Origin of the sequence: Hydrogenophaga sp. PAMC20947 (genome assembly GCF_004795855.1) — a bacterium.
Classification (GTDB): domain Bacteria; phylum Pseudomonadota; class Gammaproteobacteria; order Burkholderiales; family Burkholderiaceae_C; genus Hydrogenophaga.
The window spans coordinates 1231420-1257991 of record NZ_CP039252.1; the positions used below are offsets into that span (position 1 = coordinate 1231420).

General features: G+C 60.9%; 21 protein-coding genes. 12 read left to right on the top strand and 9 right to left on the bottom strand.

Translation table 11 applies throughout. From position 1 onward, the window contains the following. Window positions 1-119: 119 nt before the first annotated feature. Genes E5678_RS05500 through E5678_RS05510 form a run of 3 tightly spaced genes read right to left on the bottom strand, consistent with a single transcriptional unit; the run spans window position 120 to window position 3720 of the window. Entirely contained in the window at window positions 120-1463 is a 1344-nt protein-coding gene (locus E5678_RS05500) for a dihydrolipoamide acetyltransferase family protein (protein WP_136177587.1), read from the bottom strand. Between the two features lie 2 nt (window positions 1464-1465). After that, entirely contained in the window at window positions 1466-2476 is a 1011-nt protein-coding gene (locus E5678_RS05505) for an alpha-ketoacid dehydrogenase subunit beta (protein ID WP_136177588.1), read from the bottom strand. Between the two features lie 5 nt (window positions 2477-2481). Continuing rightward, on the bottom strand, window positions 2482-3720 hold the full coding sequence (locus E5678_RS05510; protein ID WP_136177589.1) for a 3-methyl-2-oxobutanoate dehydrogenase (2-methylpropanoyl-transferring) subunit alpha: 1239 nt from the start codon (window positions 3718-3720) through the stop codon (window positions 2482-2484). A gap of 695 nt (window positions 3721-4415) precedes the next feature. Here E5678_RS05510 and acnA point away from each other — a divergent pair. From acnA to E5678_RS05565, 10 genes are all read left to right on the top strand, one after another. Beyond that, a complete protein-coding gene (acnA, locus tag E5678_RS05520; protein ID WP_136177591.1) occupies window positions 4416-7175 on the top strand; it encodes an aconitate hydratase AcnA in 2760 nt (919 codons plus the stop codon). A gap of 847 nt (window positions 7176-8022) precedes the next feature. Next, window positions 8023-9423: an HD domain-containing phosphohydrolase gene (locus E5678_RS05525; RefSeq protein ID WP_136177592.1), complete on the top strand. Its 1401-nt coding sequence runs from the start codon at window positions 8023-8025 to the stop codon at window positions 9421-9423. Beyond that, window positions 9420-11585, top strand: coding sequence for a PAS domain S-box protein (locus tag E5678_RS05530; protein ID WP_136177593.1), 2166 nt, complete (start codon window positions 9420-9422; stop codon window positions 11583-11585). Before E5678_RS05525 ends, E5678_RS05530 begins: the two co-directional genes overlap by 4 nt. After that, window positions 11582-13249 (top strand): EAL domain-containing protein, encoded by a 1668-nt coding sequence (locus E5678_RS05535; RefSeq protein ID WP_136177594.1) that lies wholly within the window; start codon window positions 11582-11584, stop codon window positions 13247-13249. Before E5678_RS05530 ends, E5678_RS05535 begins: the two co-directional genes overlap by 4 nt. Before the next feature lie 37 nt (window positions 13250-13286). Then, on the top strand, window positions 13287-14180 hold the full coding sequence (locus tag E5678_RS05540; protein ID WP_168708493.1) for an HDOD domain-containing protein: 894 nt from the start codon (window positions 13287-13289) through the stop codon (window positions 14178-14180). Window positions 14181-14230: 50 nt separating this feature from the next. Then, window positions 14231-14776 carry a response regulator gene (locus tag E5678_RS05545; RefSeq protein WP_168708494.1) on the top strand — a complete coding sequence of 182 codons (546 nt, stop codon included), beginning with the start codon at window positions 14231-14233 and terminating at the stop codon, window positions 14774-14776. A gap of 66 nt (window positions 14777-14842) precedes the next feature. Further along, window positions 14843-15469 (top strand): FMN-binding negative transcriptional regulator, encoded by a 627-nt coding sequence (locus E5678_RS05550; RefSeq protein ID WP_136177597.1) that lies wholly within the window; start codon window positions 14843-14845, stop codon window positions 15467-15469. Between the two features lie 4 nt (window positions 15470-15473). After that, the gene (locus E5678_RS05555) at window positions 15474-15689 is read left to right on the top strand and encodes a hypothetical protein (RefSeq protein ID WP_136177598.1); all 216 of its coding nucleotides are present in this window, start codon (window positions 15474-15476) and stop codon (window positions 15687-15689) included. Further along, window positions 15686-17071 carry a tRNA adenosine(34) deaminase TadA gene (gene tadA, locus E5678_RS05560; RefSeq protein WP_136177599.1) on the top strand — a complete coding sequence of 462 codons (1386 nt, stop codon included), beginning with the start codon at window positions 15686-15688 and terminating at the stop codon, window positions 17069-17071. The genes E5678_RS05555 and tadA overlap by 4 nt, the downstream gene beginning before the upstream one ends. Next, complete coding sequence (locus E5678_RS05565; RefSeq protein WP_136177600.1) at window positions 17068-18000, top strand: LD-carboxypeptidase; 933 nt, start codon at window positions 17068-17070, stop codon at window positions 17998-18000. The genes tadA and E5678_RS05565 overlap by 4 nt, the downstream gene beginning before the upstream one ends. Window positions 18001-18036: 36 nt before the next feature. On the opposite strand, the gene E5678_RS05570 is transcribed toward E5678_RS05565, so the two are convergent. After that, entirely contained in the window at window positions 18037-18369 is a 333-nt protein-coding gene (locus E5678_RS05570) for a hypothetical protein (protein ID WP_136177601.1), read from the bottom strand. 388 nt (window positions 18370-18757) lie between these two features. Between E5678_RS05570 and E5678_RS05575 the strand changes: the two genes are divergently transcribed. Together E5678_RS05575 and E5678_RS05580 are read left to right on the top strand one after the other, a co-directional pair. After that, window positions 18758-19702 (top strand): adenylate/guanylate cyclase domain-containing protein, encoded by a 945-nt coding sequence (locus tag E5678_RS05575; protein WP_136177602.1) that lies wholly within the window; start codon window positions 18758-18760, stop codon window positions 19700-19702. A 112-nt stretch (window positions 19703-19814) separates the two neighbouring features. Continuing rightward, window positions 19815-22310: a penicillin acylase family protein gene (locus E5678_RS05580; RefSeq protein WP_136177603.1), complete on the top strand. Its 2496-nt coding sequence runs from the start codon at window positions 19815-19817 to the stop codon at window positions 22308-22310. Between the two features lie 61 nt (window positions 22311-22371). On the opposite strand, the gene E5678_RS05585 is transcribed toward E5678_RS05580, so the two are convergent. From E5678_RS05585 to E5678_RS05605, 5 genes are all read right to left on the bottom strand, one after another. Further along, window positions 22372-23010, bottom strand: coding sequence for an EF-hand domain-containing protein (locus tag E5678_RS05585; RefSeq protein ID WP_136177604.1), 639 nt, complete (start codon window positions 23008-23010; stop codon window positions 22372-22374). A 129-nt stretch (window positions 23011-23139) separates the two neighbouring features. Continuing rightward, the gene (locus E5678_RS05590) at window positions 23140-23907 is read right to left on the bottom strand and encodes an ATP-binding cassette domain-containing protein (RefSeq protein WP_136177605.1); all 768 of its coding nucleotides are present in this window, start codon (window positions 23905-23907) and stop codon (window positions 23140-23142) included. Between the two features lie 31 nt (window positions 23908-23938). Next, window positions 23939-25060 (bottom strand): succinylglutamate desuccinylase/aspartoacylase family protein, encoded by a 1122-nt coding sequence (locus E5678_RS05595; protein WP_136177606.1) that lies wholly within the window; start codon window positions 25058-25060, stop codon window positions 23939-23941. Window positions 25061-25121: 61 nt separating this feature from the next. Beyond that, window positions 25122-25838 (bottom strand): ABC transporter permease subunit, encoded by a 717-nt coding sequence (locus E5678_RS05600; protein ID WP_136177607.1) that lies wholly within the window; start codon window positions 25836-25838, stop codon window positions 25122-25124. Next, entirely contained in the window at window positions 25838-26539 is a 702-nt protein-coding gene (locus tag E5678_RS05605) for an ABC transporter permease subunit (RefSeq protein WP_136177608.1), read from the bottom strand. The genes E5678_RS05600 and E5678_RS05605 overlap by 1 nt, the downstream gene beginning before the upstream one ends. Window positions 26540-26572 lie beyond the last annotated feature (33 nt).

The following is a 26572-nucleotide window of genomic DNA, read 5'->3' on the forward strand; positions in this document are numbered from 1 at the left end:
CACCTTTCGTGAGGATCTAACCTTCTTTGACTATGCGCTGATGTGCGAGGTGGCGGTACCCGTCTCCACGACAGGTCGAGGTCAGATGATGTGGTCGTCAAGGCGGCGCGCAACGCCGGTCAAGCCAACAGCAAGGCCGCAGGCGACTCCAGCAGTTGGCGCACCGCCTGAATGAAGCGCGCGGCGTCCTGCCCGTCCACGATGCGATGGTCGAACGACGAGGACAGATTCATCATCTTGCGCGCGACGAACTGGCCACCGATCACCATCGGCCGCTCCACCATTCGGTTCACGCCGACGATGGCCACCTCCGGCGCGTTGATGATGGGCGTGGACACGATGCCGCCGAGCGCGCCAAGGCTGGTGAGCGTGATGGTCGAGCCGGTGAGTTCGTCCCGGGTCGCACGCCCGGAGCGTGTTAGTTCGGCCACCTGGACGATGGCGCGCGCGTTGGTCCACAGATCGCCATCCTGGGCATGGCGCAGCACTGGCACCATCAGGCCGGCGTCGGTCTGGGTCGCGATGCCCACGTGCACGGCGCTGTGCCGGGTGATGACGCCGATTTTGTCGTCAAACAGGGCGTTGACCTGGGGGAAATCTTCAATAGCCAGCACCATGGCACGGATCAGGAAAGGCAGCAGCGTCAGCTTGCCCCGGGAGTCCCCGAAGCGCATATTGAGTTGCGCGCGCAGCGATTCGAGTTCGGTGACATCGCATTCCTCGACATAGGCGAAATGAGGAATGCTGCGCTTGGATTCCTGCATCTTCAGCGCGATGCGTCGACGCAGCCCGATCACCTTGATGTCCTGCATGGTGTCTTCACCAGTGCGCGGCGTCGCCGCCGGCGCAGCGGCCGCGGGAACTTGCGGGCTATGTTGGGCAATATGCTCGTCCAGGTCAGCTTGCAGGATGCGGCCGCCGGCGCCGCTTGGTCGCACCTGGCTCAGGTCAACGCCCAGTTCCCAGGCGCGGCGGCGCAATGCGGGCGACGCAATCGGCTTGTGGTTGGGAGTGGATGGGGCCGCAGGCTTCTCCGGAGCGACGGGTTGAGGGGCTGTGTCGGGCGGCGCTTCGGCCTGGATCGGTGACGCTGTCTGGGCCGACTCCTTGGCAACTGCAGGTTCGAGTCCGGGTTTTTCGGTGATGCCGGAAGCACCTTTTCGAGTGGCCGGGACCGGGGCCAGGGCTTGGGCCGCAGGCGATGCATCGGCCGCGCCACCACCGTGCAGCGCGATGTCAATCAGCGTCGCACCCACCGCCAATACCTCGCCGACCTCACCGCCGAGCCGACTCACCCTGCCCGCCACAGGCGACGGTATCTCCACCGACGCCTTGTCGGTCATCACATCGGCCAGTATCTGGTCTTCTTTCACCATGTCGCCGACCTGCACATGCCAGGCCACCACCTCGACTTCGGTGATGCCTTCGCCCAGGTCGGGCATGCGAACGGTATGCACTCCCATGATCATGCCTCCATCACGCGTTGCAGTGCCACCGCGACACGTGCCGGCCCGGGAAAGTAGGCCCATTCCTGCGCGTGCGGATACGGCGTGTCCCAACCGGTGACGCGTTCGATTGGCGCCTCCAGGTGGTAGAAACAATGCTCCTGCACCAGTGCGATCAATTCGGCGCCAAAGCCACTCGTCCGTGTGGCTTCGTGCACCACGACGCAGCGCCCGGTTTTTTTCACCGACGCAACGATGCTGTCCAGATCCAGCGGCCATATGCTGCGCAGATCGATGATCTCGGCGTCGATGCCGGTCTCAGTCACCGCCGCCTGCGAGACATACACCATGGTGCCGTAGGTCAGGATGGACAGGTCCGCGCCTTCACGAAACACGGTCGCCTTTTCCAAAGGCACGGTGTAATGGCCTTCTGGGACGTCGGCCAGCGGGTGGTCTTTCCATGGGGTCACCGGTTTGTCGTGGTGGCCGTCGAACGGCCCGTTGTAGAGGCGCTTGGGCTCGAGAAAAATCACCGGATCGTTGTTCTCTATGCAGCTGATTAGCAGACCCTTGGCGTCATATGGGTTGGACGGCATCACGGTGCGCAAGCCGCTGACATGGGTGAACAGCGCCTCAGGGCTCTGGCTGTGTGTTTGTCCGCCGTAGATGCCGCCGCCACAGGGCATGCGGATTGTCAACGGCGCGGTGAAGTCGCCGGCCGATCGGTAACGCAGGCGCGCAGCTTCCGAGACGATCTGATCGCAGGCCGGATAAAAATAGTCGGCGAACTGCACCTCGACGACTGGCCGCAACCCGTACGCCGCCATGCCGATGGCCGTGCCGACGATACCGCCTTCGGAAATCGGCGCATCGAATACGCGCGAGCTTCCGTACTTCTTCTGCAGGCCGTCGGTGCAGCGGAACACGCCGCCAAAATACCCGACGTCCTGTCCATAGATCACTACGTTGTTGTCGCGTTCGAGCATGACATCCATCGCAGAACGCAGGGCCTGAATCATCGTCATCTGCATGGTGTTCAGCCTCCGAGCAATTCACGACGTTGCCGCTGCAAATGGGCGGGCAGGTGTTCGTACACATCGTCGAACATGGTCGCCGCATCGGCCAGATGCCCTCCTGTCAGTGAGCCAAAGGCCTCGGCCTTCTTGAGCGCTGCTGCGACCTGCGTGTCCAGCGCCTTCTGTGTCGATTCGTGCTCTTCGTCGGACCAGGCGCCCAGGCCCTGAAGGTGCTGGCGCAGGCGCGGAATCGGATCGCCAAGCGGGAAGTGCGACCAGTCGTCTGCCGGTCGGTAACGTGCGGGGTCGTCGGACGTGGAGTGCGCACCGCCCCGGTAAGTCACCCACTCGATCAAAGTCGGCCCCAGGTTGCTGCGCGCCCGTTCGGCGGCCCAACGCGAGGCGGCGTAAACAGCCAGGAAGTCGTTGCCATCGACACGAAGCGACGCGATGCCGCAACCCACGCCCCGCGCTGCAAACGTGGTGGATTCACCGCCGGCAATTGCCTGGAAGGTCGAGATGGCCCACTGGTTATTGACGACATTCATGATGACCGGCGCGCGGTAGACATGGGCGAATGTCAGCGCGGTGTGGAAATCCGCTTCGGCGGTTGCGCCATCGCCGATCCAGGCCGACGCGATCCTGGAGTCGCCCTTGATTGCCGAGGCCATACCCCAACCCACGGCCTGGATGACCTGGGTCGCCAAGTTCCCCGAGATGGTGAAAAATCCAGCACGTTTGTACGAATACATCACAGGCAACTGCCTGCCCTTGAGTGGATCGCGTTCGTTGGACATCAGCTGGCAGATCATCTCGACCATGTCGACGTCATCGCGGGCAAGCAGCAGGCCTTGCTGGCGGTAACTCGGGAAGTTCATGTCGCCGGGTTGCAGCGCCTGCGCGTGCGCCGCTGCAATGGCCTCTTCGCCCAAGCTCATCATGTAGAACGAGATCTTCTTCTGCCGCTGCGCGATCAGCATGCGCGCGTCATAGGCGCGGATTTTCATCATCGCGCGCAGGCCGCTGCGCATTTGCTCGGTGTCGATTGCGGGTGCCCAAGGCCCCTGCGCGAGCCCAGCGTCGTCGAGTACCCGTATCAGGCCATAGGCCAGGTCGCTGGTGCTCACCGGTGTGGCATCCACCGCAGGGCGCCGCACCTCGCCCGCTGCGGACAGGTGAAGGTAAGAGAAGTCCGTCGCATGCCCGGGGCGCCCGGTCGGTTCGGGAACATGCAACTGCAGGGGGGGCGCTGGACACATGGCTTCTTCCTCCTGCGCTCATCCTACCCCGCGCACAACCGAGCGGCAAACCCTCGCTCCGCGAGCGAGACCCCGGACACCCCGTCACTTCGCTGTTTGAACAGCAGAAAAGGAGATAGACACGAAAGACTTATACAAAGGTTTGAACCCCTGGGCAGACGTGATGCTCAGCCATTTTTTGATAGGCAAACTGGCCTATGACATCTCGCTGAAGGCCTGCGTTTCGCCGCTGAAAGTAGCCGATGTGGAACTGCCGTGCAATGAGCCCCGGCTCAATCCGCTCGAGTTCCACGGTCGGCGAAGTGAGAACGCCGTGGCGCGAAAAAATGCCGCAACCAAAAGGTGGTGCGCTGAGCGTTCGGCCTTCGTGCACATTTGTTGAATCACCCAAAGGAATACCGTCGTGAAAGGATTTCTACGAAAAAACCCATCAGCAGAAGTCGCTGGTGTGGAGTACTTGGCAAGGGCCATGGCCAAATGGCCGCCCTTCGCGCAGCCCATCGCAGCGTGTGGGCCCGCTGAGAAGCCTCGGCCGACGGCCGCCTCAGTCGGCATCGAGTACCGCACGAAAACAAGACTGCGCCGATGGTGGGGTCTTTTGGCATGGTGACGCGCCACACCAACCGGCCAGCAGGAGTAGGCTAGCTCTGTCCACGTAGGGCATCCGCATCCCAGCAGAACAAGGAGAACACACCATGCATCAAGACCCCATGGGTATCCGGGCCAGTTTGCCGACCGGGTCGGGAACCGCTTCCTACATCAGTCTCGCCAGCTTGGCGGCCAAGACCGGGGCGGATGTGGCACGCCTGCCGCACACCGTCAAGATCCTGCTGGAAAACATTGCCCGCCGGGCCGGCGGCCGCGATGTCTCGGTGAGCGACGTCGAAGCGCTCGCGCACTGGCCGAATGGCGGCGAAGCGCCACTGGCGTTTATGCCAGCGCGCGTCCTGATGCAGGATTTCACCGGCGTGCCGGCCGTGGTGGATCTGGCGGCCATGCGCAGCGCCATGCAGCGGGCCGGCGCCGACCCGCAGCGCGTCAACCCGTTCGTCCCCGTCGATCTGATCATCGACCATTCGGTGCAGGTCGACCGTTTCGGCAGCCCCGACGCCTACGCCGCCAACCTGGAATGGGAGTACGAACGCAATCGCGAGCGCTACGCGTTGCTGAACTGGGCACAGCAGGCCTTTGACGGCTTCCGCGTGGTGCCGCCCGGCATGGGCATCTGCCACCAGATCAACCTCGAACACCTGGGGCGCGTCGTCATCGAGCGCGATGGCTGGCTCTTCCCGGACACCCTCGTTGGCACGGATTCCCACACCCCGATGATCAACGGCCTGGGCGTGCTGGGTTGGGGCGTCGGTGGCATCGAAGCCGAAGCCGCGATGCTGGGCCAACCCATGTTTTTGCCCAAACCCATCGTCCTCGGCGTCCGAACGCGCGGCGAACTGCCGCCGGGCACCACGGCGACCGACCTCGTCTTGACCCTGACGCAGAAGCTGCGGGCGCACGGCGTCGTCGGCAAGTTTGTCGAGTTTTTCGGCCCTGGTCTGAGCAGCCTGAGCATCGCCGACCGAGCCACGCTGTCCAACATGTCGCCCGAGTTCGGTGCCACGGCCACCCTGTTCCCGGTGGACGCCAACACTTTGAAGTACCTGCGCTTGACCGGGCGTGGCGACCTGGTCGCAAACGTCGAGCGCTACACACGCGAGCAAGGCCTGTTCAGGATCGACGATGACGCCGAGCCTGCGTTCAGCGAAGTGCTGGACCTCGACCTGAGCCAGGTCGAGCCCAGTGTGGCCGGGCCGAAGCGGCCGCAGGACCGGGTCGCGCTTGCGGCGGTGGCGCAGTCGTTCCAGTCGGCGGCCGAAGGCGCGGCGGCGCAGGTGAGTGCGAAAGAGATCGCCAGACTGGACGCCGAAGGCGGCAGCGCAGTCGGTGAGATTCACAAAGCACCCAAGGAACAATTGGCACATCCGGGCGACGCAAACTCCGTCACCCATGGATCGGTTGTCATCGCGGCCATCACCAGTTGCACCAACACCTCGAACCCCTCGGTCATGATCGCCGCCGGTCTGCTGGCCAAAAAGGCTGTTGAAGCCGGCTTGCAATCGCGCCCATGGGTGAAAACTTCGCTGGCGCCGGGTTCGCGAGTCGTCACGCAATACCTCGACAAAGCGGGTCTGACGCCATACCTGGAAAAGCTCGGTTTCAACCTGGTGGGCTACGGCTGCACCACCTGCATCGGCAACTCCGGCCCCCTGCCCAAAGAGGTTGCCGAACTGGTCAAAAGCAATGACCTGACGGTGGCCTCGGTGCTGTCGGGCAACCGCAACTTCGAAGGCCGCATTCATGCGCAGATCAAAGCGAGTTACCTGGCATCACCGCCCTTGGTGGTCGCCTACGCACTGGCCGGCACGGTACTGGGTGACCTGACCCGCGACCCGCTGGGTGCGGACGGGGGTGGCAGGCCGGTGTACCTGAAGGACATCTGGCCGACCGCCGAGGAGGTCGAGACGTTGATCGCCTCATCGGTGCTGTCAGAGCAGTTTGAAGTGGAATACGGCCGCATATTCGAAGGCGACGACAAGTGGAAAAGCATGCCAGCGCCAACCGGCACCCTGTTTGAATGGACCGACGATTCGACCTATGTGAAAGAGCCACCGTTCTTCAAGGCTTTCGCCGATGAGCCGTCAGCGCCGGGCGACATCAAAGGCGCGCGCGCACTGGCCTTGCTCGGCGACTCGATCACCACCGACCACATTTCGCCGGCCGGGGGCATTGGCGCCAACTCGCCGGCTGGCAAGTACCTGGTCGAACAAGGTGTTCCTCAGGCTGAATTCAACAGCTTCGGTTCGCGGCGCGGCAACCACGAGGTGATGATGCGCGGCACCTTCGGCAACATCCGCCTGCGCAACGCGATGGCGCCGGGCACCGAAGGGCCATGGACGGTGCACCTGCCCAGCGGCGAGCAAATGAGCATCTACGACGCGGCCATGCGCTACCAGGCAGAAGGCACGCCGTTGGTCGTCATCGCCGGGCGCGAGTACGGCTCGGGCAGCTCGCGCGACTGGGCCGCTAAGGGCTCGGCACTGCTCGGCGTCAAAGCCGTCATCGCCCAGAGCTACGAACGCATCCACCGCAGCAACCTGGTCTGTATGGGCGTCTTGCCGTTGCAGTTCAAGAACGGCGAATCGGCCCACACGCTGGGACTGACCGGCGATGAATCTTTCGCCATCAGCGGCATGGCAGGTGGTATCGAGTCGCGTCAAAACGCCACCGTGGTGGCGACACGATCGGACGGCTCGAAAACCACGTTCGAGACCACGGTGCGTATCGATGCGCCGGCCGAAGTTGAGTATTTCGTCAACGGCGGCATCCTCGACATGGTGTTGCGCCAGCTGCTGCAATCAAAGGCGGAAGGCCACGGGGAAGGCCGCGCAGGTGATGTATGACGCAACGATCGCGTCTGAAACTCGGCGCCTTGCTGCCATGGGGACCGTGATGACGGTCGAGCTGGTGCTGTTGCTCAAGCAGGGCTCGTGGGTCAACTGAACGTCACCCGCTTCTCAAGGCAATTTTCAATTTTCGGTTTGTTTGGCCTCGGTCGAGTGACCGGTCTGGGGGAGCGGATTCAACCGGTCGATTGACATCTGGTCCCGCGAACGACCGGTTGCGGCATTTGCGAACGTTCAGCCGTCGAATCCGAATGGCTAACGTCAGCCTTCACCTGAGCTTGGTCGCGCCCGTGTGAACTGCGGTTTCTGGCGGGGCTGAGTCGGATGGTTAACCAGCCGAAAGCGGTCGCTGGGTTTGGGGGCAGCCGCCGCTCAGTTCATTCCCCCTTGAAGTGCCGTGGACGCCGCGGACGGTAGATGGGCACCGGAAGTCTCGATACCGTCACCGCAGTGCACAAATCCGTCATTGCGCCGACCGACGGGGCCGCCGATACCGTCAAAGCGTCCAACTCGAGCCCCGATCGCGTGGCAAGTTCCAAATCTCGACACTTCATGGCCAGTAGCTATAAACTGGCGTTGCTTTGTGCAATCGCAGGCGACGGGAAGCAAGTCGGTATTGACCTCGTTATGGGCCGCAGAGCCACGGATTTCAGCGATGAGCGGCGACCGGCCACTGACAATAGAGTGGGAATAGGCTCCACGCATGACGCGGTGGTGAGGCGGCTTCGGGTGGCAATCAGGGCCTGGTAGAGCGGAACAGGCGGGGTTTTGATCGGTTGTTTAGGCTCAAGCTGAGCGCACGATTGTCGATACTGGGGGGAGAGACAACGAAATCCCGCCCAATATGACTCCCGCCACCACCACCGACGCACCCGAGCCGCTAGTTGAGCTGCCCCCGCTGCCCCCGCAGCCGGCGCCGACGGTCTTGATGGTGGACGATGAGCCTTCGGTTCTGAGTGCACTGAGACGCCTGTTTCGACCCCAAGGCTACAAAATTTTGCAGGCGAACAGCGGTGCAGAGGGCCTGGAACTGCTGCGTGCCAATGCGGTGGATGTCGTGATCTCCGATATGCGCATGCCTGAGATGGATGGCGCGCGCTTCCTGGAGCTGGCTTGCAAGCATGACGCCGGCATTGCCAGAATTCTGCTCACCGGCTATGCAGACATCGCCGCGACCATTGCCGCCATCAATCACGGTGCCATTCACCGCTATATTGCCAAACCCTGGGATGACCAGGAACTGCTGGTGGTCGTGAAGGAGGCGTTGGACCGCCGCCAGCTCGAGCGCCGCAACGTGGAGTTGACCGAACTGGTCGGCACCCAAAATGAGCAGTTGCGGGACGTCAATCGCACGCTGGAGTCCCGAGTCGAAGCAAGGACCAGCGAACTGCAGCAAGTCAATGGCATGCTGGAGGCTTCTTACGAAGAGTTGGACAGCACTTTCATGGTGGCGGTCACGGTGTTTTCCGCGTTGTTGGAGATGCGGGAGACCAACACGGGACACTCGCGCCGTGTTGCCGATCTGGCGCGCAACACCGCCAAACGCCTGGGTTTGTCGGACCGGGAGGTGCGTGACGTTTACCTGGCTTCCTTGGTGCACGATGTGGGGAAAATCGGGTTCCCAGACAGCATGATGGGCAAACCGTTGTCGATGTACACGCCGGAGGAGACCATGCGCTACCGCCGTCACCCTGTGGATGGTGAAACGGCGCTCATGCCTTTAAGCCAACTGCAGGGCGCCGCGCGGATTGTGCGCCAACACCACGAACGGTTCGATGGCAAAGGCTTTCCCGAAGGATTGTCGGGATTGGAAATTTCGATCGGTGCACGCATTGTGGCGCCGGCCAGCGATCTGGATGCGCTCATGCACGGCGGTCTGGGCAGCTCCAAGATCAAGATCGACCAGGCTCGCCAAATGCTCCAGGGTGGCATTGACACGCGGTATGAGCGGCGGGTGGTTGAGGCGCTGCTGGAAGTCTTGGCGGAAGCTGAGGCGGCGGCCAAGGCAGATGTGCAGATAGAGGCACACGCGCTTCGACCAGGCATGGTGCTGGCGCGGGACCTGATGTCCAGCCAGGGCGCCATTCTTCTGGCGGTTGGCTATGTGTTCGACGAACGCATCATCAAACAGATTTCGGATTTCTCGCGCCGGGAAGGCGTACAGCTGAAACTGCATGTGCGGCAAGACTCGCTTCAACCACATCCGTCTACAGCGGGCCCCAGGCCATCGAAAGACCACCTATGAACGCTTCATCGCTTCGCCATTTTGATGCACGTGCGCAGAGCGTCCATGAGCTGGTCAATGCGGTCGCCGTGCCGATGGCTGTCCACGCAGGTGGCCCCATCATCGCGGCCAATGAGGCGTTTTGTCGGCTGGTGTCGAGATCCGAAGAAGCCTTGGGGCAACTTGCATTTGGCGATCTGTTGGGGGAGGACGATCGCGATGCGATCGTGGAGATTTGTCGCACGTGTCTGGATGGTTTGGGCCTGCCGCCAGTGACCTCTGGTGTTTTGCTGACACCCGATGGTGGCGAACGGCCAGTGGAGATGCATGCGCGCCCGGTGAACCTTGGGGGAACGCCAGCCGTGGTGATGACCTGCGTCGATCAAAGCGACATTCTCCATACCCAGACCAGCCTGATCGCCTTGAGCGGCATGCTGCGGCAAATTGTTGATGGGGCGCCGCTGGCCTCGTTTGTGATGGACCACAATCATCGCATCACCCACTGGAATACGGCTTGCGAGCGGTTGACGGGTTTGCCACGGCAGAAGGTGCTCGGGTCGAGGGAGGCATGGCGTGCGTTTTATGACGACGAGCGGCCATTGTTGGCCGACTTGATTGTTGACGGCGTCAGCGAAGCCGCCATCTTGGCGTTCTATGGCGATACCGCCCACCCCTCCAAAACCGTGCCCGGAGGGTTTGAGGTAGAAACTTTTTTCCCGCAATTTGGCCCACAGGGTGCAGAGGGCGCCTGGCTTTCTTTCACCGCAGCCCCGTTGCGCGATGCCGAGGGCCAGATCATTGGTGCCATCGAGACATTGCAGGATGTGAGCGTGCGGCGCCAGTCCGAAGAAGAACTGTTGAATCACCGCAATGATCTGGAAGAGCTGGTCAAGCAGCGGTCGGCGGAGCTGGCTTCAACCGCCCGTGAGCTGGAACGCTTTGTGTCGAGCTCCCCGGTGGGCGTGGCCTATTCTTCGGCAGGCAAGATCCAACGGGTCAACGCCGCGATGGCGGAAATGTTTGGCTATTCACAAGAAGCCATGACGGGCATGTCGGGTCGAAAAATCTACCTCTCCGAGGAAGACTTTGCCAGTCTGGGGCAGTTGGCCGGGAGACAACTGAGCATGGGCGAGCCGCTGCAGCATGAAATGTGGCTTCGGCATGCGGATGGTCGTGCCATCTGGGTTCAGATAGACGCCCATGTTGCCGACCGGGAAGACACCGCTCAGGGCACTTGGTGGATGATGCGGGACCGCACGGAAATACGCACCGCCCAAGAGCAGCTGGAGGCCAGGTTCGAGGAGCTGCGCGCCATCAATGGCCGTCTTGAAGAGGCACAGAACCAGTTGCTGCAGCAGGACAAAATGGCCTCGATCGGTCAGCTCGCGGCTGGCGTAGCACATGAGATCAACAACCCGATCGGGTTTGTCAGCTCCAACCTCAACTCTTTGCGTCAGTATGTTGATGGCTTGCTCTCGCTGAGCACAGCGTATGAAGCTGCTCTGGCCGCACCTGGTGACCCGTTGGTTGCGGCGGCCTTGGCTGCCAAGCGAGAAGAGGTAGAAATTGAATACCTTCGAGAAGACTTGCCACAACTGCTGGACGAATGCGGCGACGGACTGGGACGGGTGAAAAAAATCGTCCAGGATCTGAAAGATTTCTCGCGTGTGGATCAGGCCAACTGGCAAGAAGCGGATCTCAATGTGGGGCTAGAGTCCACTTTGAATGTGGTGCGCCACGAGGTCAAATACAAGGCGGAAGTCATCAAGGAACTGGCTTCGCTGCCACCCGTGATTTGTCTCGCAGCGCAGTTGAATCAGGTGTTCATGAACCTGATTGTCAACGCAGCCCACGCCATTCCCGATCAGGGCACCATTACTTTGTCGTCGGGGACCCAAAGCAAGTGGGCTTGGGTGCAGGTTGAAGACACAGGTTGTGGCATGTCGGAAGCGGTGCAGCGGCGGGTTTTTGAACCGTTTTACACGACCAAGGATGTGGGCAAGGGCACCGGCCTGGGGCTCTCCCTGTCATTTTCCATTGTGCAAAAACATGGCGGTGCCATCCGTGTGCGTTCGGAACCTGGCAAGGGTACGGCATTCCGGGTTTGGCTACCGATCGCCGGGCCAGAGTCGCTGGCCACAGGCGAGATCCCGCCAACGTGGAAAGATGTGGTGACCACATGACGACGGAAACCGTTGATCCAGTCCGCCGAGAGGCCTTGCTAAAGGCCCTCCCACAGGCGCTCTTGCGCAATGAGTGGGCGCTCAGCTACCATCCTCAACGCTGCCTGGTTCAGGGCAAAGTAGTTGGCGCAGCAGTTCAGGTCAATTGGGTATCCCCGACCCACGGGAACCTGAGCGCTGAGCTGCTTTTGCCTCTGATGGCCGAGGCTGGCCTGATCGATGAATTCAGTCGATGCGTGTTGCTCAAAGCTTGCGACCAGATGGTTCGATGGCAGGCGATTCAGCAGACCTCCATGCGGATCTGCATCGAGATGGGATCACATCAATGCGCTTCTCCTGCCTTGGCTGGCATGGTGGCCGAAGTGCTTGAAGAGACGGGTGTTCCGGCGGCCTTGCTGGCGATCGGCATACAGGCCCCCACGCTTCATAACCACCCTGCTGCCTTGGCAGCGTCACTGACGGCGCTGCGTGGGCTGGGGGTGGAAATCGTGGCGCAAGGATTCTGCTCGGAGCTGTCTCACCTGGACAGTTTGTGCAGTCATCCCGTCGATCGGGTACACCTGAGCCCTGCACTGATTCAAGGCCTTGTGGCCGATGGTGTGAGTGCGAAGGTCAGCGGCGCTTTGATTGAAATGGCCCATGGACTGGGCTGGCAAGTGCTGGCAGATGGTGTTGTGACGCAGACTCAGCTGGATATCCTCGTGGGCCAGGGTTGTGATCAGGCGCAAGGAGACTTCCTTGGACATGCCGTCGATGGCGATGACTTCGAGTCATTGCTTTTTGCGAGCCTTGAAGTCACTGGCAAACTGGAAGTGAGCCGGGCTGGCCAACGAACTTTGTTGCTGGTCGACGATGAGGAAAACATCGTGTCCTCGCTCAAGCGCCTGTTTCGCCGGGATGGCTATCGAATATTGACGGCCAACAGCGGCGCCGAAGCACTGGAGGTGCTGGCCGCCAACGACGTGAATGTGATCCTTTCTGACCAGCGAATGCCTGGCATGACGGGCGTTGAGTTCTTGAGGCAGGCCAAGGTGATGTGTCCCGCAAGTGTGCGCATCACCTTGTCGGGCTACACCGATCTGCAATCCATCATTGATGCGGTCAACGAGGGCGCCGTCTACAAGTTTTTGACGAAACCTTGGGAAGATGCCCGCTTGCGTGAGCACGTGACCCAGGCATTTGAACAGTTTGAACTGGCCAGCGAAAATGTGCGCCTGGGTATGGAGGTGCGCGCCATCAACCGGGATCTGGCCAGTGCCAATCACAGGCTGGAGCGCATGGTGATCAGTGCCGACGAGCGCAGGCGTGCCATGCAAAGTGCTGCAGGTGCGTCCAGGGACATGCTCGATCTGATCCCGGTGTCCATCTTTGGTGTGGGGTCTGAGGGCATTTTGGCCTACGCCAACCGTTGCGCCATCAGCGAATGGCCAGAGTTCGCTTCTGCGCTGGGCGAAGAGCCGGAAGAGCAGCTCACAGCATTGATGGACAAGCTGAATGAAGACGCCGCCTGCCAGGTGCCACAAGGGGTCTCGCTGGGGCTTTCGGGGCGCCGGGTGACTGCCTGGAAACGCACACTAACGGGCGCACAAGGCGAGTTGGGGTCCTTGATTATTCTCCACGCCAATCCAACGGCTCCCGTGGGCGAAATGGAGTTGTCGGCATGAGTCCATGCACCTCTTCGTTTGGCCTGGGAGGTGGGTCGTGTCCTGGCTGCCCGGAGGCCTGCACATGATCGCCGCGTCGAACGAGATCCAGTTGACCGAGCCACCCGACAGCAAGGTGCTGGCGCGTTGCATCGGGGAACTTCCGGCTTTGCCTCTGGCCTTGATGGTGGCGGTCCAAGCGCTGAGCAGTGACGATTTGCCTGCCAGCGCCTGCGTGGACGCCGTCGAGCGCGATCAGTCTTTGGCCGTGCGTTTGCTGCGACTGGCCAACTCTGCTTTCTATGGCGCCCGAGGGCACGTGGCGAGCGTCGAAGACGCGGTCGGCATGCTGGGTTTAAGAACCGTCGCCAGCGTGGTAGCCGCAGTTTCCATGCGGTCGACATTGGCCCTTGTACCCTGCAACGGGTTTTGTTTTGAGACGTACTGGCGGCATGCCCTGACGACCGCAATATTGGCGCGCGAGCTCGCGCGGCAAGCGGTGCTGGATCCGGGGGAAGCCTTTCTGGCCGGTTTGCTTCACGATGTCGGTCAGTTGCTCCTGGTCGTCGCCCATGCCGACTGGGCTGAACGTGCATTGCAAATGAGCCACGATGAGCAGATCGATCTGTGTGAGGCTGAGCGCAGGTTGATTGGCGTGGGACACGACGAAGTGGGCGCTGAAGTGATGCGCCATTGGCACTTCCCGGAGAGGCTGGTTGATGCGGTTGCCGCGCACCATGTACCGCTGCCAGCGTCACCTGGAGATCGCATGTCCCTGTCGGCACTGGTTCACCTGGCTGATCTGCTGGCTCATCACATGGACGCCGAGGATGGCGTGCCATTTTCAGTCGGCGAGCGGCCTGACTGGGACAGTCTGTGTGTGGATGAAGCGTTTTTGTCTTCCTTGCTGGAGCGCACCAAGAACGAGCTCTCCGTGTTCGAATCTGCTTGACGCCATGATCAGGAATCACCATGCACGCTGCTAATTCCCCACGAATTCTGTTGGTCGATGACGAACACTCCATTGTTCGCGCGTTGACCCGGGCGCTGAAGCAGGCATTCACGGGCACATTGCAGATTGAATCCTGCACCTGCGGGGCAGATGCTCTTGAACTCCTGCTTGGCCGGCGATTCGATGTCATCGTCAGTGACCTTCGCATGCCTGGCATGGGAGGCATGGAGCTGCTCGAACGCGCAGCTGCTCTTCAGCCCGATTGCGTCAGAATGATTCTGACCGGCACTTCAGACTTTGGGACCGCTCAACAAGCCCTCAACGGGTTTGGTGTGTACCGCTATCTGACAAAACCTTGGGAAACCGACGATCTCATTGCGCACGTCGGTGCGGCCGTGAAGCACGGCCAGCTGTTGCGCGCGCAGCGAGATCAGGCCCTGGAGTGGGCGGCGAGCCAAGGCAAAGTCAGTCCTCAAGATGTAGAACGCCAACGCCTTGAGTCCATGGAGCCAGGCATCACCAGGGTGGAATGGGACGAAGATGGTTGCCTGGTATTGCAGGCTTGGGACGACAAAGGATCCACGTTCTCCTTCTGAGCGGTTCGTCCGGCCTGCTGACCATCGGACAAAGCGGATACAGTGGTGGAAAAAGGTCCCCGCCCCATGTATTTGCCCCCGCAATTCACCGCCAAAGACCGCCAAACGGCCTGTGATGTGATGCGCACACATCCTTTTGCATCGCTCATTTCGACCGATGATGAAGGCTTGCCTTTTGTGACCCATATTCCTTTGCATCTGGTGGCCGATGACGCGATACCGTGGAAGCTGCTCGGTCATTGCGCCAGGCCCAATCCCCATTGGCGTTACCTGGAGGCCCGGCCACGTGCGGTTGTGACCTTTCTTGGCCCCCACGCCTATTTGTCGCCCAAGGTCTACCCCGATCTTGCGAGGGTCCCCACCTGGAATTATGTAGCGGTGCACGTCACGGTTGAGGCTCGAGTCATCCATGAGCCCGAGGAGAAGGACGCCATGCTCAAGTCTTTGATCGGCGACCACGAGCCCCCTTACGCCGAGCAATGGCAGGGTCTGGGCAGTGATTTTGCCGAAAAAATGCTCAATGGCATCGTCGCATTTGAGCTGACGATCACGCAGTTGCAATGCAAGCTCAAGTTGAATCAACACCGCCCCGAGGCATTCGAAGCCACCTTGGAAGCTTATGACGCGGGCGATCAGTCGAGTCGTGCGCTGGCGACTTGGATGCGGCGCCTGAACAACTCAGCGAAGGGATAATCGGATGCGGATGATTTTTGGCGCTTTGGGCTTGCTGGTGGTGCTGGGTTTTGTCAGCTGGCTGAACCGAAGCGCCGTTGAGGCGGTATCGACGCCGGTGTCCGTTCCGATGCCCGATGGCACGACCCAAGCCATGCACCCCAAACAGATTGAGCAACAGTACAAAAAAGCGCTGGAAGAGGCCATGAATGCTTCGCGCTCGCGCATGCCGGACGAATGAACAACCCACAAAGCGATACCCATTTCATGACCTTGGCGCTGGAGCAGGCGCGAGCTGCGGCTCTGGCAGGGGAGGTACCTGTGGGCGCGGTGGTGGTGCATCAGGGCAAGGTCATAGCCACTGGCCGCAATGCTCCCGTGCATTCACACGACCCCAGCGCACACGCCGAAATCGTGGCCATGCGCGCTGCTGCCCAGATACTGGGCAACTACCGGCTGGAGACTTGTGAGCTTTTCGTCACGCTGGAACCTTGCGCCATGTGCAGTGGCGCGATGTTGCATGCACGCCTTCAACGCGTGGTGTTTGGTGCGGCTGATCCCAAAACGGGCGCCGCTGGCTCGGTCGTGAATCTTTTCGCACAACCGCAACTGAACCACCAGACCGAGGTGCTCGGCGGGGTGCTGGCGGAAGAGGGCGCGCAACTGCTCAAATCTTTTTTCAAGGAGCGCCGATTGAATTTACATCCCTTGCGCGAAGACGCCTTGCGCACGCCCGACGTGCGTTTTGCAGCCCTGCCCGGCTACCCCTGGGCGCCGCACTACATCAGCGACTTGCCGGCCCTGGATGGCTGGCGCATGCACTACCTGGACGAAGGCCCGGTCGAGGCCCCCGTCACCTGGCTGTGCTTGCATGGCAACCCCGCCTGGAGCTATCTTTACCGCAAGATGATCCCGGCTTTTTTGCAGACGGGCGGCCGTGTCATCGCACCAGACTTGATTGGTTTTGGCAAAAGCGACAAACCCAAGAAAGAGGGCGCACACCACTTTACCTGGCATCGACAGGCGCTGCTGGAGCTGATCGAACGCCTGGATTTGCAGCGGGTGGTGCTGGTGGTGCAGGATTGGGGTGGTCTATTGGGGCTGACGCTGCCGATGGAGCACCCGGGTCGCTATCAGGGTTTGCTGGTGATGAACACCACCTTGGGCACAGGCGATGTGCCACTGTCACCCGGTTTTCTTGCCTGGCTTGAGATGTGCACCAAGAACCCGGAGTTTGATGTGGCGCGGCTGTTCGCGCGGGGCAACCCGCACATGAGCCAGGCAGAATGCGCCGCCTACAACGCGCCCTTTCCCGACAAGGGGCACCGTGCTGCATTGCGCCGGTTTCCCTCCATGGTGCCCGCTGGGCCAGACGATGAGGGCGCTGAGCTTTCACGGCGTGCCAGGCAATTTTTTCAAGAAGAATGGCAAGGCAAGACCTTCATGGTGATCGGGCAGCAAGACCCTGTGCTGGGGGAACCCGTGATGCGCAAACTCGCCAGCGACTTGCGCGGTTGCGGGGAACCCATGGTGCTGCCCGAGGCAGGCCATTTTGTTCAGGAACACGGCGAGGTTGTCGCTTTGAGGGCCGTTCAGTTTTTCGGCGATGATCAGGTCATATGAGTTACATCTACATTTTTTCCCCCTCCAGCGCCGTGCGAGACAAGGCAGCCTTCCGGCGCGGCATCAAACGCCTGCAAAAGCTCGGCCATGACGTGGAGGTGGACGCCGATGCCTTGAGCAGCCACACGCGCTTCGCGGGTGACGACGCAACACGTCTGGCAGCGATATCGCGTGCCGCCGCCAGTGGCGCCGACGTGGCCCTGATTTCGCGAGGTGGATATGGCCTGACCCGTTTGTTGCCCGATTTGCCCTATAAGGCGCTGGCCCGCTCGATCGAAAGAGGCACACAGTACGTGGGCCTGAGTGACTTCACGGCTTTCCAGCTGGCTTTGCTGAGCAAGACTGGCGCGTGCACCTGGGCAGGCCCGGCGCTGGGCGAAGACTTTGGAACTTCAGAGACGCCTGACGACATCATGGAGGCCTGTTTCGATGACATGGTCTGTGGTCAGGGCGAGGGTTCAGGTTGGCGCCTGCCGAAGGGGGATGAGCTGGCTTTGGTGAGCCGATCGCCAGCAGCAGCATCCGAGCTGGCTGTGCGCAATGCTTGCTTGTGGGGGGGCAACCTGACGGTGATGTGTTCCATGGTGGGAACGCCCTGGTTGCCGCCCATCAAAGGTGGTGTGCTGTTTCTGGAGGATGTCAACGAGCACCCTTATCGCATCGAGCGGCAGCTGACCCAATTGCTTCACACGGGCATCATCGATCAGCAAAAGGCCATTTTGCTGGGGGCCTTCAATCGCTTTCAGGTCAGCCCACACGACCGGGGGTTCAAGCTGCAAACAGTGGTCGATTGGTTGCGCAGCAAGACAAAGACGCCTGTCTTGACCGGGTTGCCCTTTGGGCACGTTCCCACCAAGGTGCTGCTGCCAGTGGGCAGAAAAATTGAACTGCTGGTTCAGGGGCGCGACGCCCTGATGTTCTGGGGTTGACGTCAGGAAGCGGAAGCGGGGAGAGTCTCGGCTGATTCAGCGCCTAGCCTGGCAGGCATTGAGCATACTTTTGGGCAAGAGGCCCTGAAAACCGGGGGAGAGGTTTCGCACAGTTTCTACCGCGCGAACCTCGCCATGCAACTGACTGAGCACGGCCACCATCTCCGAGCGCGCGTACCACAACGCATGCGCATCGTGCAGGTACAGCAACCGCTGCTTGAGCCTGGGGTTGAGCTCGGCGCCATCCGGCCCCAAGGCGGTCAACATGGCTTGTCGAACGGGCTCCAGAGCTTCAGGGGAATGCTTTCGCGCCTCCGAGCCTAGCAGCGCGGAGATGCTGTTACGCAATCCGGGTTTGATCCAACGCATGGGGATTTCCTCAACGACTTAATTTTTTGTAAGTCTCAGAATACGCCAGGCAGAGCCCTGGGGCAATCCTCGTATTTGCTTGAAGTCAAAAATACCACAGCGAAATCAGGCACTTACCCGTCTTCCTTGAGACCCTGCATTGAAAGGGTGAGTACATTGTTCATAGTAATGCGCCTCTTCACAGCGGTTGGCGCCTTGGAATTAATGGAATCGGACGCCCGTTGGGCTTAACCCATGAATATCGACCCCAGAGCGGGTGTTTCCCTTGTATATCTGGCAGTGGTTTTGTGATATGTGTCACGAGTGGATCAAAAAAATCGGCTTAGCACATGGTAGGGAAGTACCCTAAAGCTTGTGTTGTAATTGATTGCAAAATGCAGAAAAAACCATGGCAGAACTGACGATTGCTTTTGTTGATTTGACCGGCAGCGTGTCAGTTTTCGAGACGCTGGGCAATGACCGCGCGGCCAAGGCCGTGACCCAGCTGACCCAATGGATTGGCACGGTGGGTATTGAGCACGGGGGTACTGTCGTCAAAATGTTGGGCGACGGTGTGTTGCTTTCGTTCAAGAGCAACCGGCTGGCGGTCGAATGCATGAGCCATATCCAGCAGGAGCATTCGGAGCGCGTGGCCCGCTGGCCGAACCGTCTCAAGCTGCTGATGCAAATTGGAATGGCCCGAGGGCAGGTGGTGCAGGTCGATGGCGATTGTTTTGGCGATGCCGTCAATGTCGCGTCGCGCCTCAGTGATCTGGCCGGGCCGGAGCAGATCCTGGTCAATGACAAGGTGATCCGCACGCTGGGTGCTCGAAATGGGGTGCGCAGCCGCAGCCTGGGGCCCATGCGAATCAAGGGGCGGGTTGAATCTTGTGAGGTGTTTCGCATCGAATGGCAAAGTGAAATGCTATCCGAATTCCTGACTTTGCCCGGCGACCTGCGCACTTTGAGCAAGTCCACCGAGTCGGTGTTTGGCGGCATAGAGCTGGGCTGGCTCGACGCGAGTCATTCCTTCAATTTGACAGATCTTCCAGTGAAAATCGGGCGTGTACCCGAAGCGAATTTCGTCATCAACGATCCGCGCGTTTCGCGCCTGCATGCGAGCATCGACATCCGGTCTGGGAATTACATGATCGAAGACACCAGCAGCTATGGCACCTGGGTCCGGTTTTCGCGGAACAAGAACGTCATTTCGTTGCGCCGCCAGGAGTGTCTTTTGCACAGCGACGGGGAGTTTTCGATGGGTGCGCCTTTCACCGATTTCAGCGCGCCCACCGTCAGCTTCAGGCTCGTTGATGGCAACGTCAAGCTGGGCCATGGCCCGCTGCGCGACTGAACTTCCTCGACTGAAGTCGACCTCGGGTTTTTCAAACCTTGACGGCGGCTGGCGCCCTTGACGCGGATCAAACCTCCCACGTGGCAATATGCGGCCATACGAGGAGATACACATGCGACGGGTTCTGATCAGGCTATCGTGGGGTTTGTTGGCTTTGCTGACCATGGTGGCGATCGCTTTCAGCGTCTACGCTTACCGCACCCAGACTGTTGTTGACGGCACATTGCAACTCTCGGGTTTGCGAGGATCTGTCGATGTAAAACGGGATGCGAGCGATGTGACCCATATCCTCGCCAGCGACCCGAGAGACGCCTGGATGGCCATGGGCTATGTGCATGCGCAGGAGCGCGGTTGGCAGATGGAATTCAACCGCCGCATCATGCGCGGCACGCTCTCAGAGGTGCTGGGCCCAGCAACACTGGACACCGACCGCACCTTGCGCGCATTGGGCATTCACCAGGCTGCACGGGCGCAGCTGGCCGGCGCTACCGAAGAGGCACGGACCGCATTGCAAGCCTACAGCGACGGGGTGAACGCATTTTTTGCCCAACGAACCCAGACTTTGTCGCCGGAGTTTCAGGTGCTCGGCATCGATCCCCGGGAAGCCGCTGCCGCAGGGCGTTATTGGGAGCCGGTGGACAGCGCGGCCTGGTCGTTGATGATGGCCCTGGATCTCGGGGGCAACTGGGGCAACGAAGTGGCGCGACTGACCGCACTGCAAGTGCTGGACACGACCGCTCTCTGGGAGCTCTTTCCACCCTACCCAGGTGAAGCACCGGCGGCCAAGGCCGATCTGGCGAAGCTGTACCGCGACCTCGGTGTCTTCCAGCCGCAGGTGCAGACCTCATCAATGGGCGACGAGAAGGGCTCGTGGTTCGCGCAGGGCATCGGCCGTGAGCTGCGGGAGTGGACGCATGAGCTGGGCAATGTGGAGGGAAAAGGGTCCAACAACTGGGTGGTGGACGGATCACGTTCGGCCAGCGGGAAGCCTTTGCTGGCCAACGACCCGCACTTGGGGTTGAGTGCGCCGGCGATCTGGTACTTCGCGCATCTCAAGGCGCCCGACGTGAACGGGTTGAAGGGCATGGATGCCATTGGAGCGACATTGCCCGGCACACCCTTTGTTGTGCTGGGGCGTACGCCAGAAGTGGCCTGGGGGTTTACCAACACGGGCCCCGATGTGCAGGACCTGTATCTGGAGCAGCTGCACCCCCAAGATCCGCAGCGGTACAGGGTGCCGTCAGTGGACGGCTCGACCGAGCCCGTCTGGGCCAGCTTTGACACCCGAACCGAAGTGATCCGGGTCAAAGGGCAGGCCGATGAGGTGATGACGGTGCGATTGTCACGCCACGGGCCTGTGATCAGTGACGCGCCTGGACGGACCCATGACCTGATCGACAGCAGCCGGTACGCGCTGGCTTTGCGCTGGACTGCGCTGGACGTGGGCAACCAGAACGTGCAAGCTTCACTGGAGTCGAACCGGGTGCGCACGGTGGACGAGCTGATCGCGGCGTTTCGCCATTTTTACGCACCGATGCAAAACGCGGTCATGGCCGACCGCACAGGACGCATCGCCTACAAGGCGGTCGGCATGATTCCCGTGAGGGCACCCGACAACGATATTCGAGGGATTGCGCCTTCACCCGGCTGGGAATCAAAGTACGACTGGACGGGGTGGGTGCCCTACGAAGCCACGCCCGAAGACCGGGGCGAGCAGGGCTGGATCTCTACGGCCAACCAGCGCATTCATGCACCGGATTACTCTTATTTCGTGACCCAGGACTGGGCGCCGCCTTACCGCAAGGAGCGCATCGACGCGATGCTTGCCCAAACGCCCAAGCACACCCTGGAGTCCTTCCAGGCCATGCACGGAGACCAACTGTCGATGGCCACCGTGCGTTTGCTGCCGTTTCTGAAGAAGACCCCGTCTTCACACCCATTGGCTGCCGCGGCGCAGACGGCGTTGGTGGATTTTGATGGTGTCATGGACATGAACCGTGCCGCGCCCTTGATCTATACGGCCTGGGTCGATGAGTTCACCCGGGGTGTGATCGGCGCACGTCTGGAGCCAGCGCGGTTTGAATCCCTGTACGGCAAGCGCCTGTTCCGAAACGCAGTGGAAGGCATTCTGGAGCGCGACGATCTGGCCTGGTGTGGGGCCACAGGCTGTTTGGCCGCCAGCACTGCGGCACTGGACCGCGCGCTTGACCGGCTGGGGAGCATGCAGGGGAGGGATGTCAGCGCTTGGCAATGGGGCGACGCTCACCCCGCCATTTCGATTCACCGGCCCTTCAGCAATGTCGGTGCGCTGGCCCCCTTGTTTGAGGTGCGCACAGCGACGGGTGGTGATCCTTTTACGGTGAACGTCGGGCAGTACCACCTGGAAAAACATGACGCGCCGTTTGCCAACCGCCACGCCGCCAGCCTGCGGGCCATTTACGACCTGGCCGATCCTGAAAAGTCGGTCTTCATCTACCAGACTGGGCAAAGCGGCAATGCCTTGTCGCCGCGGTACCGGGACATGAGCGAAGCATGGGCGGAGGTCGGCTACCGGCCGCTTCAGATGCGACCAACCGAATGGCGCAGCTCGTTGGTGCTCAGGCCCTGATGAGCGCTGGATGCTGGCCAAGTTGTCTGGCGGCGCCGAGAGCAGGGCGCCGCCATCGCCCTCAAGCGGCCTGGCTGAGTTGGCTGGTGGAGAAGCTGGCCGTGGCGGTGGTGTTGTAGAGCTTCGAGGCAGCTTCCAGTTGCGAATTCATTTTGGTCGCAAAGGCGGCGATTTCAGTGCCACTGACCTGACCGTCGCCATCGCTGTCGAGCGATGCCATCAGGGATTCAATCGCATCCTCGTTCAGCACATCTGCTGAGGTGGCGCTTGCCGTGGTGGTCGCTGCGGTATCGCTGCTGGACCCAATGCCAAATTCGGCCATGGAGATGGCACCATCACCATCGGCGTCAAGTTCCGCGAAGCGTGTCTCGTCGCCGCGGTTTTGCACAAATGCCTGGGTACCGCTTCCGCCGAGCATGTTTTTGATGATCTGACCCACTTCGCTGCCGGTGAGCGAGCCGTTGGCATCGGCATCTACGCTGTCAAACATGGCATCGGCGTCGGCGGTGGAACCCGTTTCTACGCCCAGTTTCACGCCAACTTGTGCCAGGGCAGCCTGGAATTCGCTTTTGCCAACCGTGCCGTCGGCATCGGTGTCCATCTTCTTGTGCATTTTGTCCTGCAGGTAGTTTGCAGCGACGGCTCCGAAGGAAGAAAACATGCCGGAGATGTTGCTGCCGGCCGACTCGAGGGTGCTCATGGTGGTTCCTTTTCAACACTGGTGGGGGACAAGCCCTATGGCTAGGTGACCCTATGGTGCGAGAAAAGGCGGCGGTACAAGCGCGGCAACAACGGCCAAAGCACCGTGCTTATCGGCCGTTTGCGGCCCTCACTTGAGGTTACCCGAGAGAAACTGGGCAAGGCGTTCGCTTTTGGGGTGGGTGAGCACCTCGGTGGGAACGCCTTGCTCTTCGATCACGCCCTGGTGCAGAAAGATCAGGTGGTTGGACACCTCACGGGCGAATCCCATTTCATGGGTCACCACCACCATGGTGCGCCCCTCTTCGGCCAGGGTGCGCATCACGCGCAGCACCTCGGTGACCAGCTCGGGATCCAGGGCGCTGGTGGGCTCGTCGAACAGCATCACCTCGGGTTCCATGGCCAAGGCCCGCGCGATCGCCACGCGCTGTTGCTGCCCGCCGGACATGTGGGCCGGGTACTTGCTCTCTACGTCGTTCAGTCCCACCTTCTCCAGGTACTTGCGTGCCACTGCGACGGCTTCATCCTTGCTCTTGCCCAGCACATGCATGGGCGCTTCAATGATATTTTCCAACACGGTCAGGTGCGACCAGAGGTTGAAATGCTGAAACACCATGGCCAGCTTGGCCCGGGCGCGCTGAAGCTGTTTGTCGTCAGCCGCTTTGAGCATGCCGTCTTTGGCGGTGACCAGTTTGAGCTCTTCGCCGGCCACGATCAGCCGGCCTTGCTGGGGACGTTCCAGCAAGTTCATGCAGCGCAGGAACGTCGATTTCCCCGAGCCGGATGAACCGATGATGCTGATCACATCGCCGGCTTGGGCGGTGAGCGACATGCCCTTGATGACTTCGTGCGAGCCGTAGCTCTTGCGGATGTCGATGGCTTCTAGTTTGGTGGTCATTGTTCAGGCGTTGTGTGGGAAAGGCTGAGGTTCAGGGGCTCAGCAGGTTGCCCGCACGGATGGGGGTGTGCCCTGCAATGCGGCAGAGTTCCAGGTTGGCTGTGGCCCAGCGAAGGCTGTGGCGGGCGTAAATGACGCCATCGGTCGAGGCCACCACAGGGGTGGATCGATTGGACAATGGATCGATCACGTGGGCCAGTGTCTGCCCGGCGCGAACGTGGTCACCCGGTTTGGCTGCAAACGCGATCACACCCGGATGGGGGGCGTGCAACGACTCGGTTCCCGCCAGGGGCGTTGCTTCACACAGGGGCTCGGGCGGGGCGGGGGGCGTGCCGGCCACGATTCCCTGGTGCTGAAGGTAGTGAAATATGGCCTGGGCATCTTGAGCCGCGAGCTCGGGCGAGACATCAAGCTGCCCACGCAGCTCCACCGTGGTGCTGGCGCAGGCCAAGGGCACCGGCGCATGGTCGGCGAAGTGAGCCTTCAGGCGCCACCAGGGGCCCGACAGTGCCTCGTCAAATGAAATCGAGCCACCCGATCCATTGGCCCACAGCACGGCCTGGGCACCCAGGTAGGCGGCCAGCGGCATCATCTGGTCGAGCATGGGCTGTTCAACGTACAGGTGCAGGGCAGCCTCGAAGTCACAATGCAGATCGAGCACCAGATCGGCGTCGTGGGCCAGGCGCATCAGGGTGTTGCGCATGCTGTGCAGCTCGGTGGCCGGCTGTTCGGCCTGCAAGAACTGAAGCATGGCAAGGCGGATCACTCGCTTGTTTGCCTCCGCATCGTCCCCGAGCTGTTCGCCCAGCTGGTCTTTCAGCAGGGTGAAAAAATCGGGGTAGTTGCGGTTGAAGTTTTCCATGCTGGCCACCTCGAAACGGCCGAGCTGGTAGTGCATGGTGGTCTGATTCAAGCCGATGGGGTTGGCCAGAGGAACCAGAATGACCTCGCCCAGCAAAGCATTTTGAGCTTCGGCGGTTTCCAGCAAGGCGCGCAGGTGGTGCGCAACCAGCATGCCCGGCAGTTCGTCAGCGTGCAGGCTGGCCTGAATGTAGGCCTTGGGTCCGCGTCCGGATTGGCCAAAGTGCAGGCTTGTCAGCGTGCGCTGTGTGCCCAGAGCCGGGGAGAGGAGTGCGTGTTGGGAGGTTTGCATCTACGGAATGATCTCAGCCGTTTGGCTGCCTGAAGGCAGCCTTTGGGGACACGGGGTCGGGTCAGTGGGTGCGAGGCTTCAGGTAGGCCAGGAAGCGGCGCTCCAGCATTCGGAACGCGTAGACCAGCGTGAACGTGAGCATGAAATACAGCACCGCCACCACAATAAAGGGCTGGAAAGCCAGGTAGTAGGTTTTGTAAATGGCGTAGGCCGCGTTGGTCAGATCGTACAGCGCTGGCACCACACTGGCCAGCGAGGTGGCGTGCAGCATCATGACCACTTCGTTGGAATAGCCGGGCAGGGTGCGTCGCAAGGCACTGGGTAAAACCAGGCGAAACATCATGTTCCACTTGCCAAAACCCGACGCCTGCGCGGCCTCAATTTCGCCTACAGGGGTTTCCCGGATCGCGCCGGCCAGCATTTCGATGGTGTACGCGCAGGTGTTGAGCGTGAACGCCAGCACCGCACAGAAAAATGGATCCTTGAACCAGGTGAAAGGCCAGGTCGTGTCCCACAGACCTTGTACCCATTCCAACTGGGCAATGCCGTAGTAGATGAAATACACCTGAATCAGCAAGGGCGTGCCGCGGATCACGTAGGTAAAGAACCAGACCGGCTTCGACACCCAGGGATTGCTTGAAACCCGCATCAGGGTCAATGGCAAGGTCAACAGGCCGCCGGCGACCAGGCTCACGGCCAGCAGCTCCAGGGTGGCCAGGAAGCCGATCCAATACAGCTGCAGGTTCTGCGGCTCAAAAATGATGGCGAATTTGTCCATCAGAAATCCCCTCGCTTGACCCCAACGGAGTACCGCGCTTCTGCTTTGCGCAGCAGGATCAGGCTGATAGAGGAGATCATCAAATACAGGAAGCCGGCAAAAGCCATGAAGATGATGGCGGCGCCGGGAATGTCACCGCGGGCAGCTGCGCCCGCCTGTTTGGCGAGGTTGGTGATATCGGCCAGGCCAATCACCGACACCAGCGCCGTGGCTTTGAGCAACACCAGCCAATTGTTGGTGAAGCTGGGGAGGGCGAAACGCACCATCTGGGGCAACACCATGCGCCGAAAAGTATAGAAGCGGCTCATGCCAAAGGCCCAGCCAGCCTCTGATTGGCCCTTGGGCACACTCATGATCGCGCCCCGGAAAGTCTCGGTCATGTACGCGCCGTACACGAAGCCGATCGTCAGCACGCCAGCGACAAAAGGGTTGATCTGGGGGCCACTGCGGTAGCCCAAGGCTTCGGCAATGTCATTGACCATGATCTGGCCACCGAAATACAGCAACAACATCCACACCAGATCCGGGACACCCCGGATCACGGTGGAATACACATCACCCAGCCAGTTCAGCGGCTTGTAGGGTGAGAGCTTGGCCGCCGCGCCGGCCAGACCGAGCGCGGTGGCGACCACAAGAGCGCCCAAAGAAACACCAATCGTGACCAGGAGTCCCTGGAGAATATTCAAGAGATAACTGGTCATTGGACGGTGCTTTCGCTGGCGCTACCTGTGGCG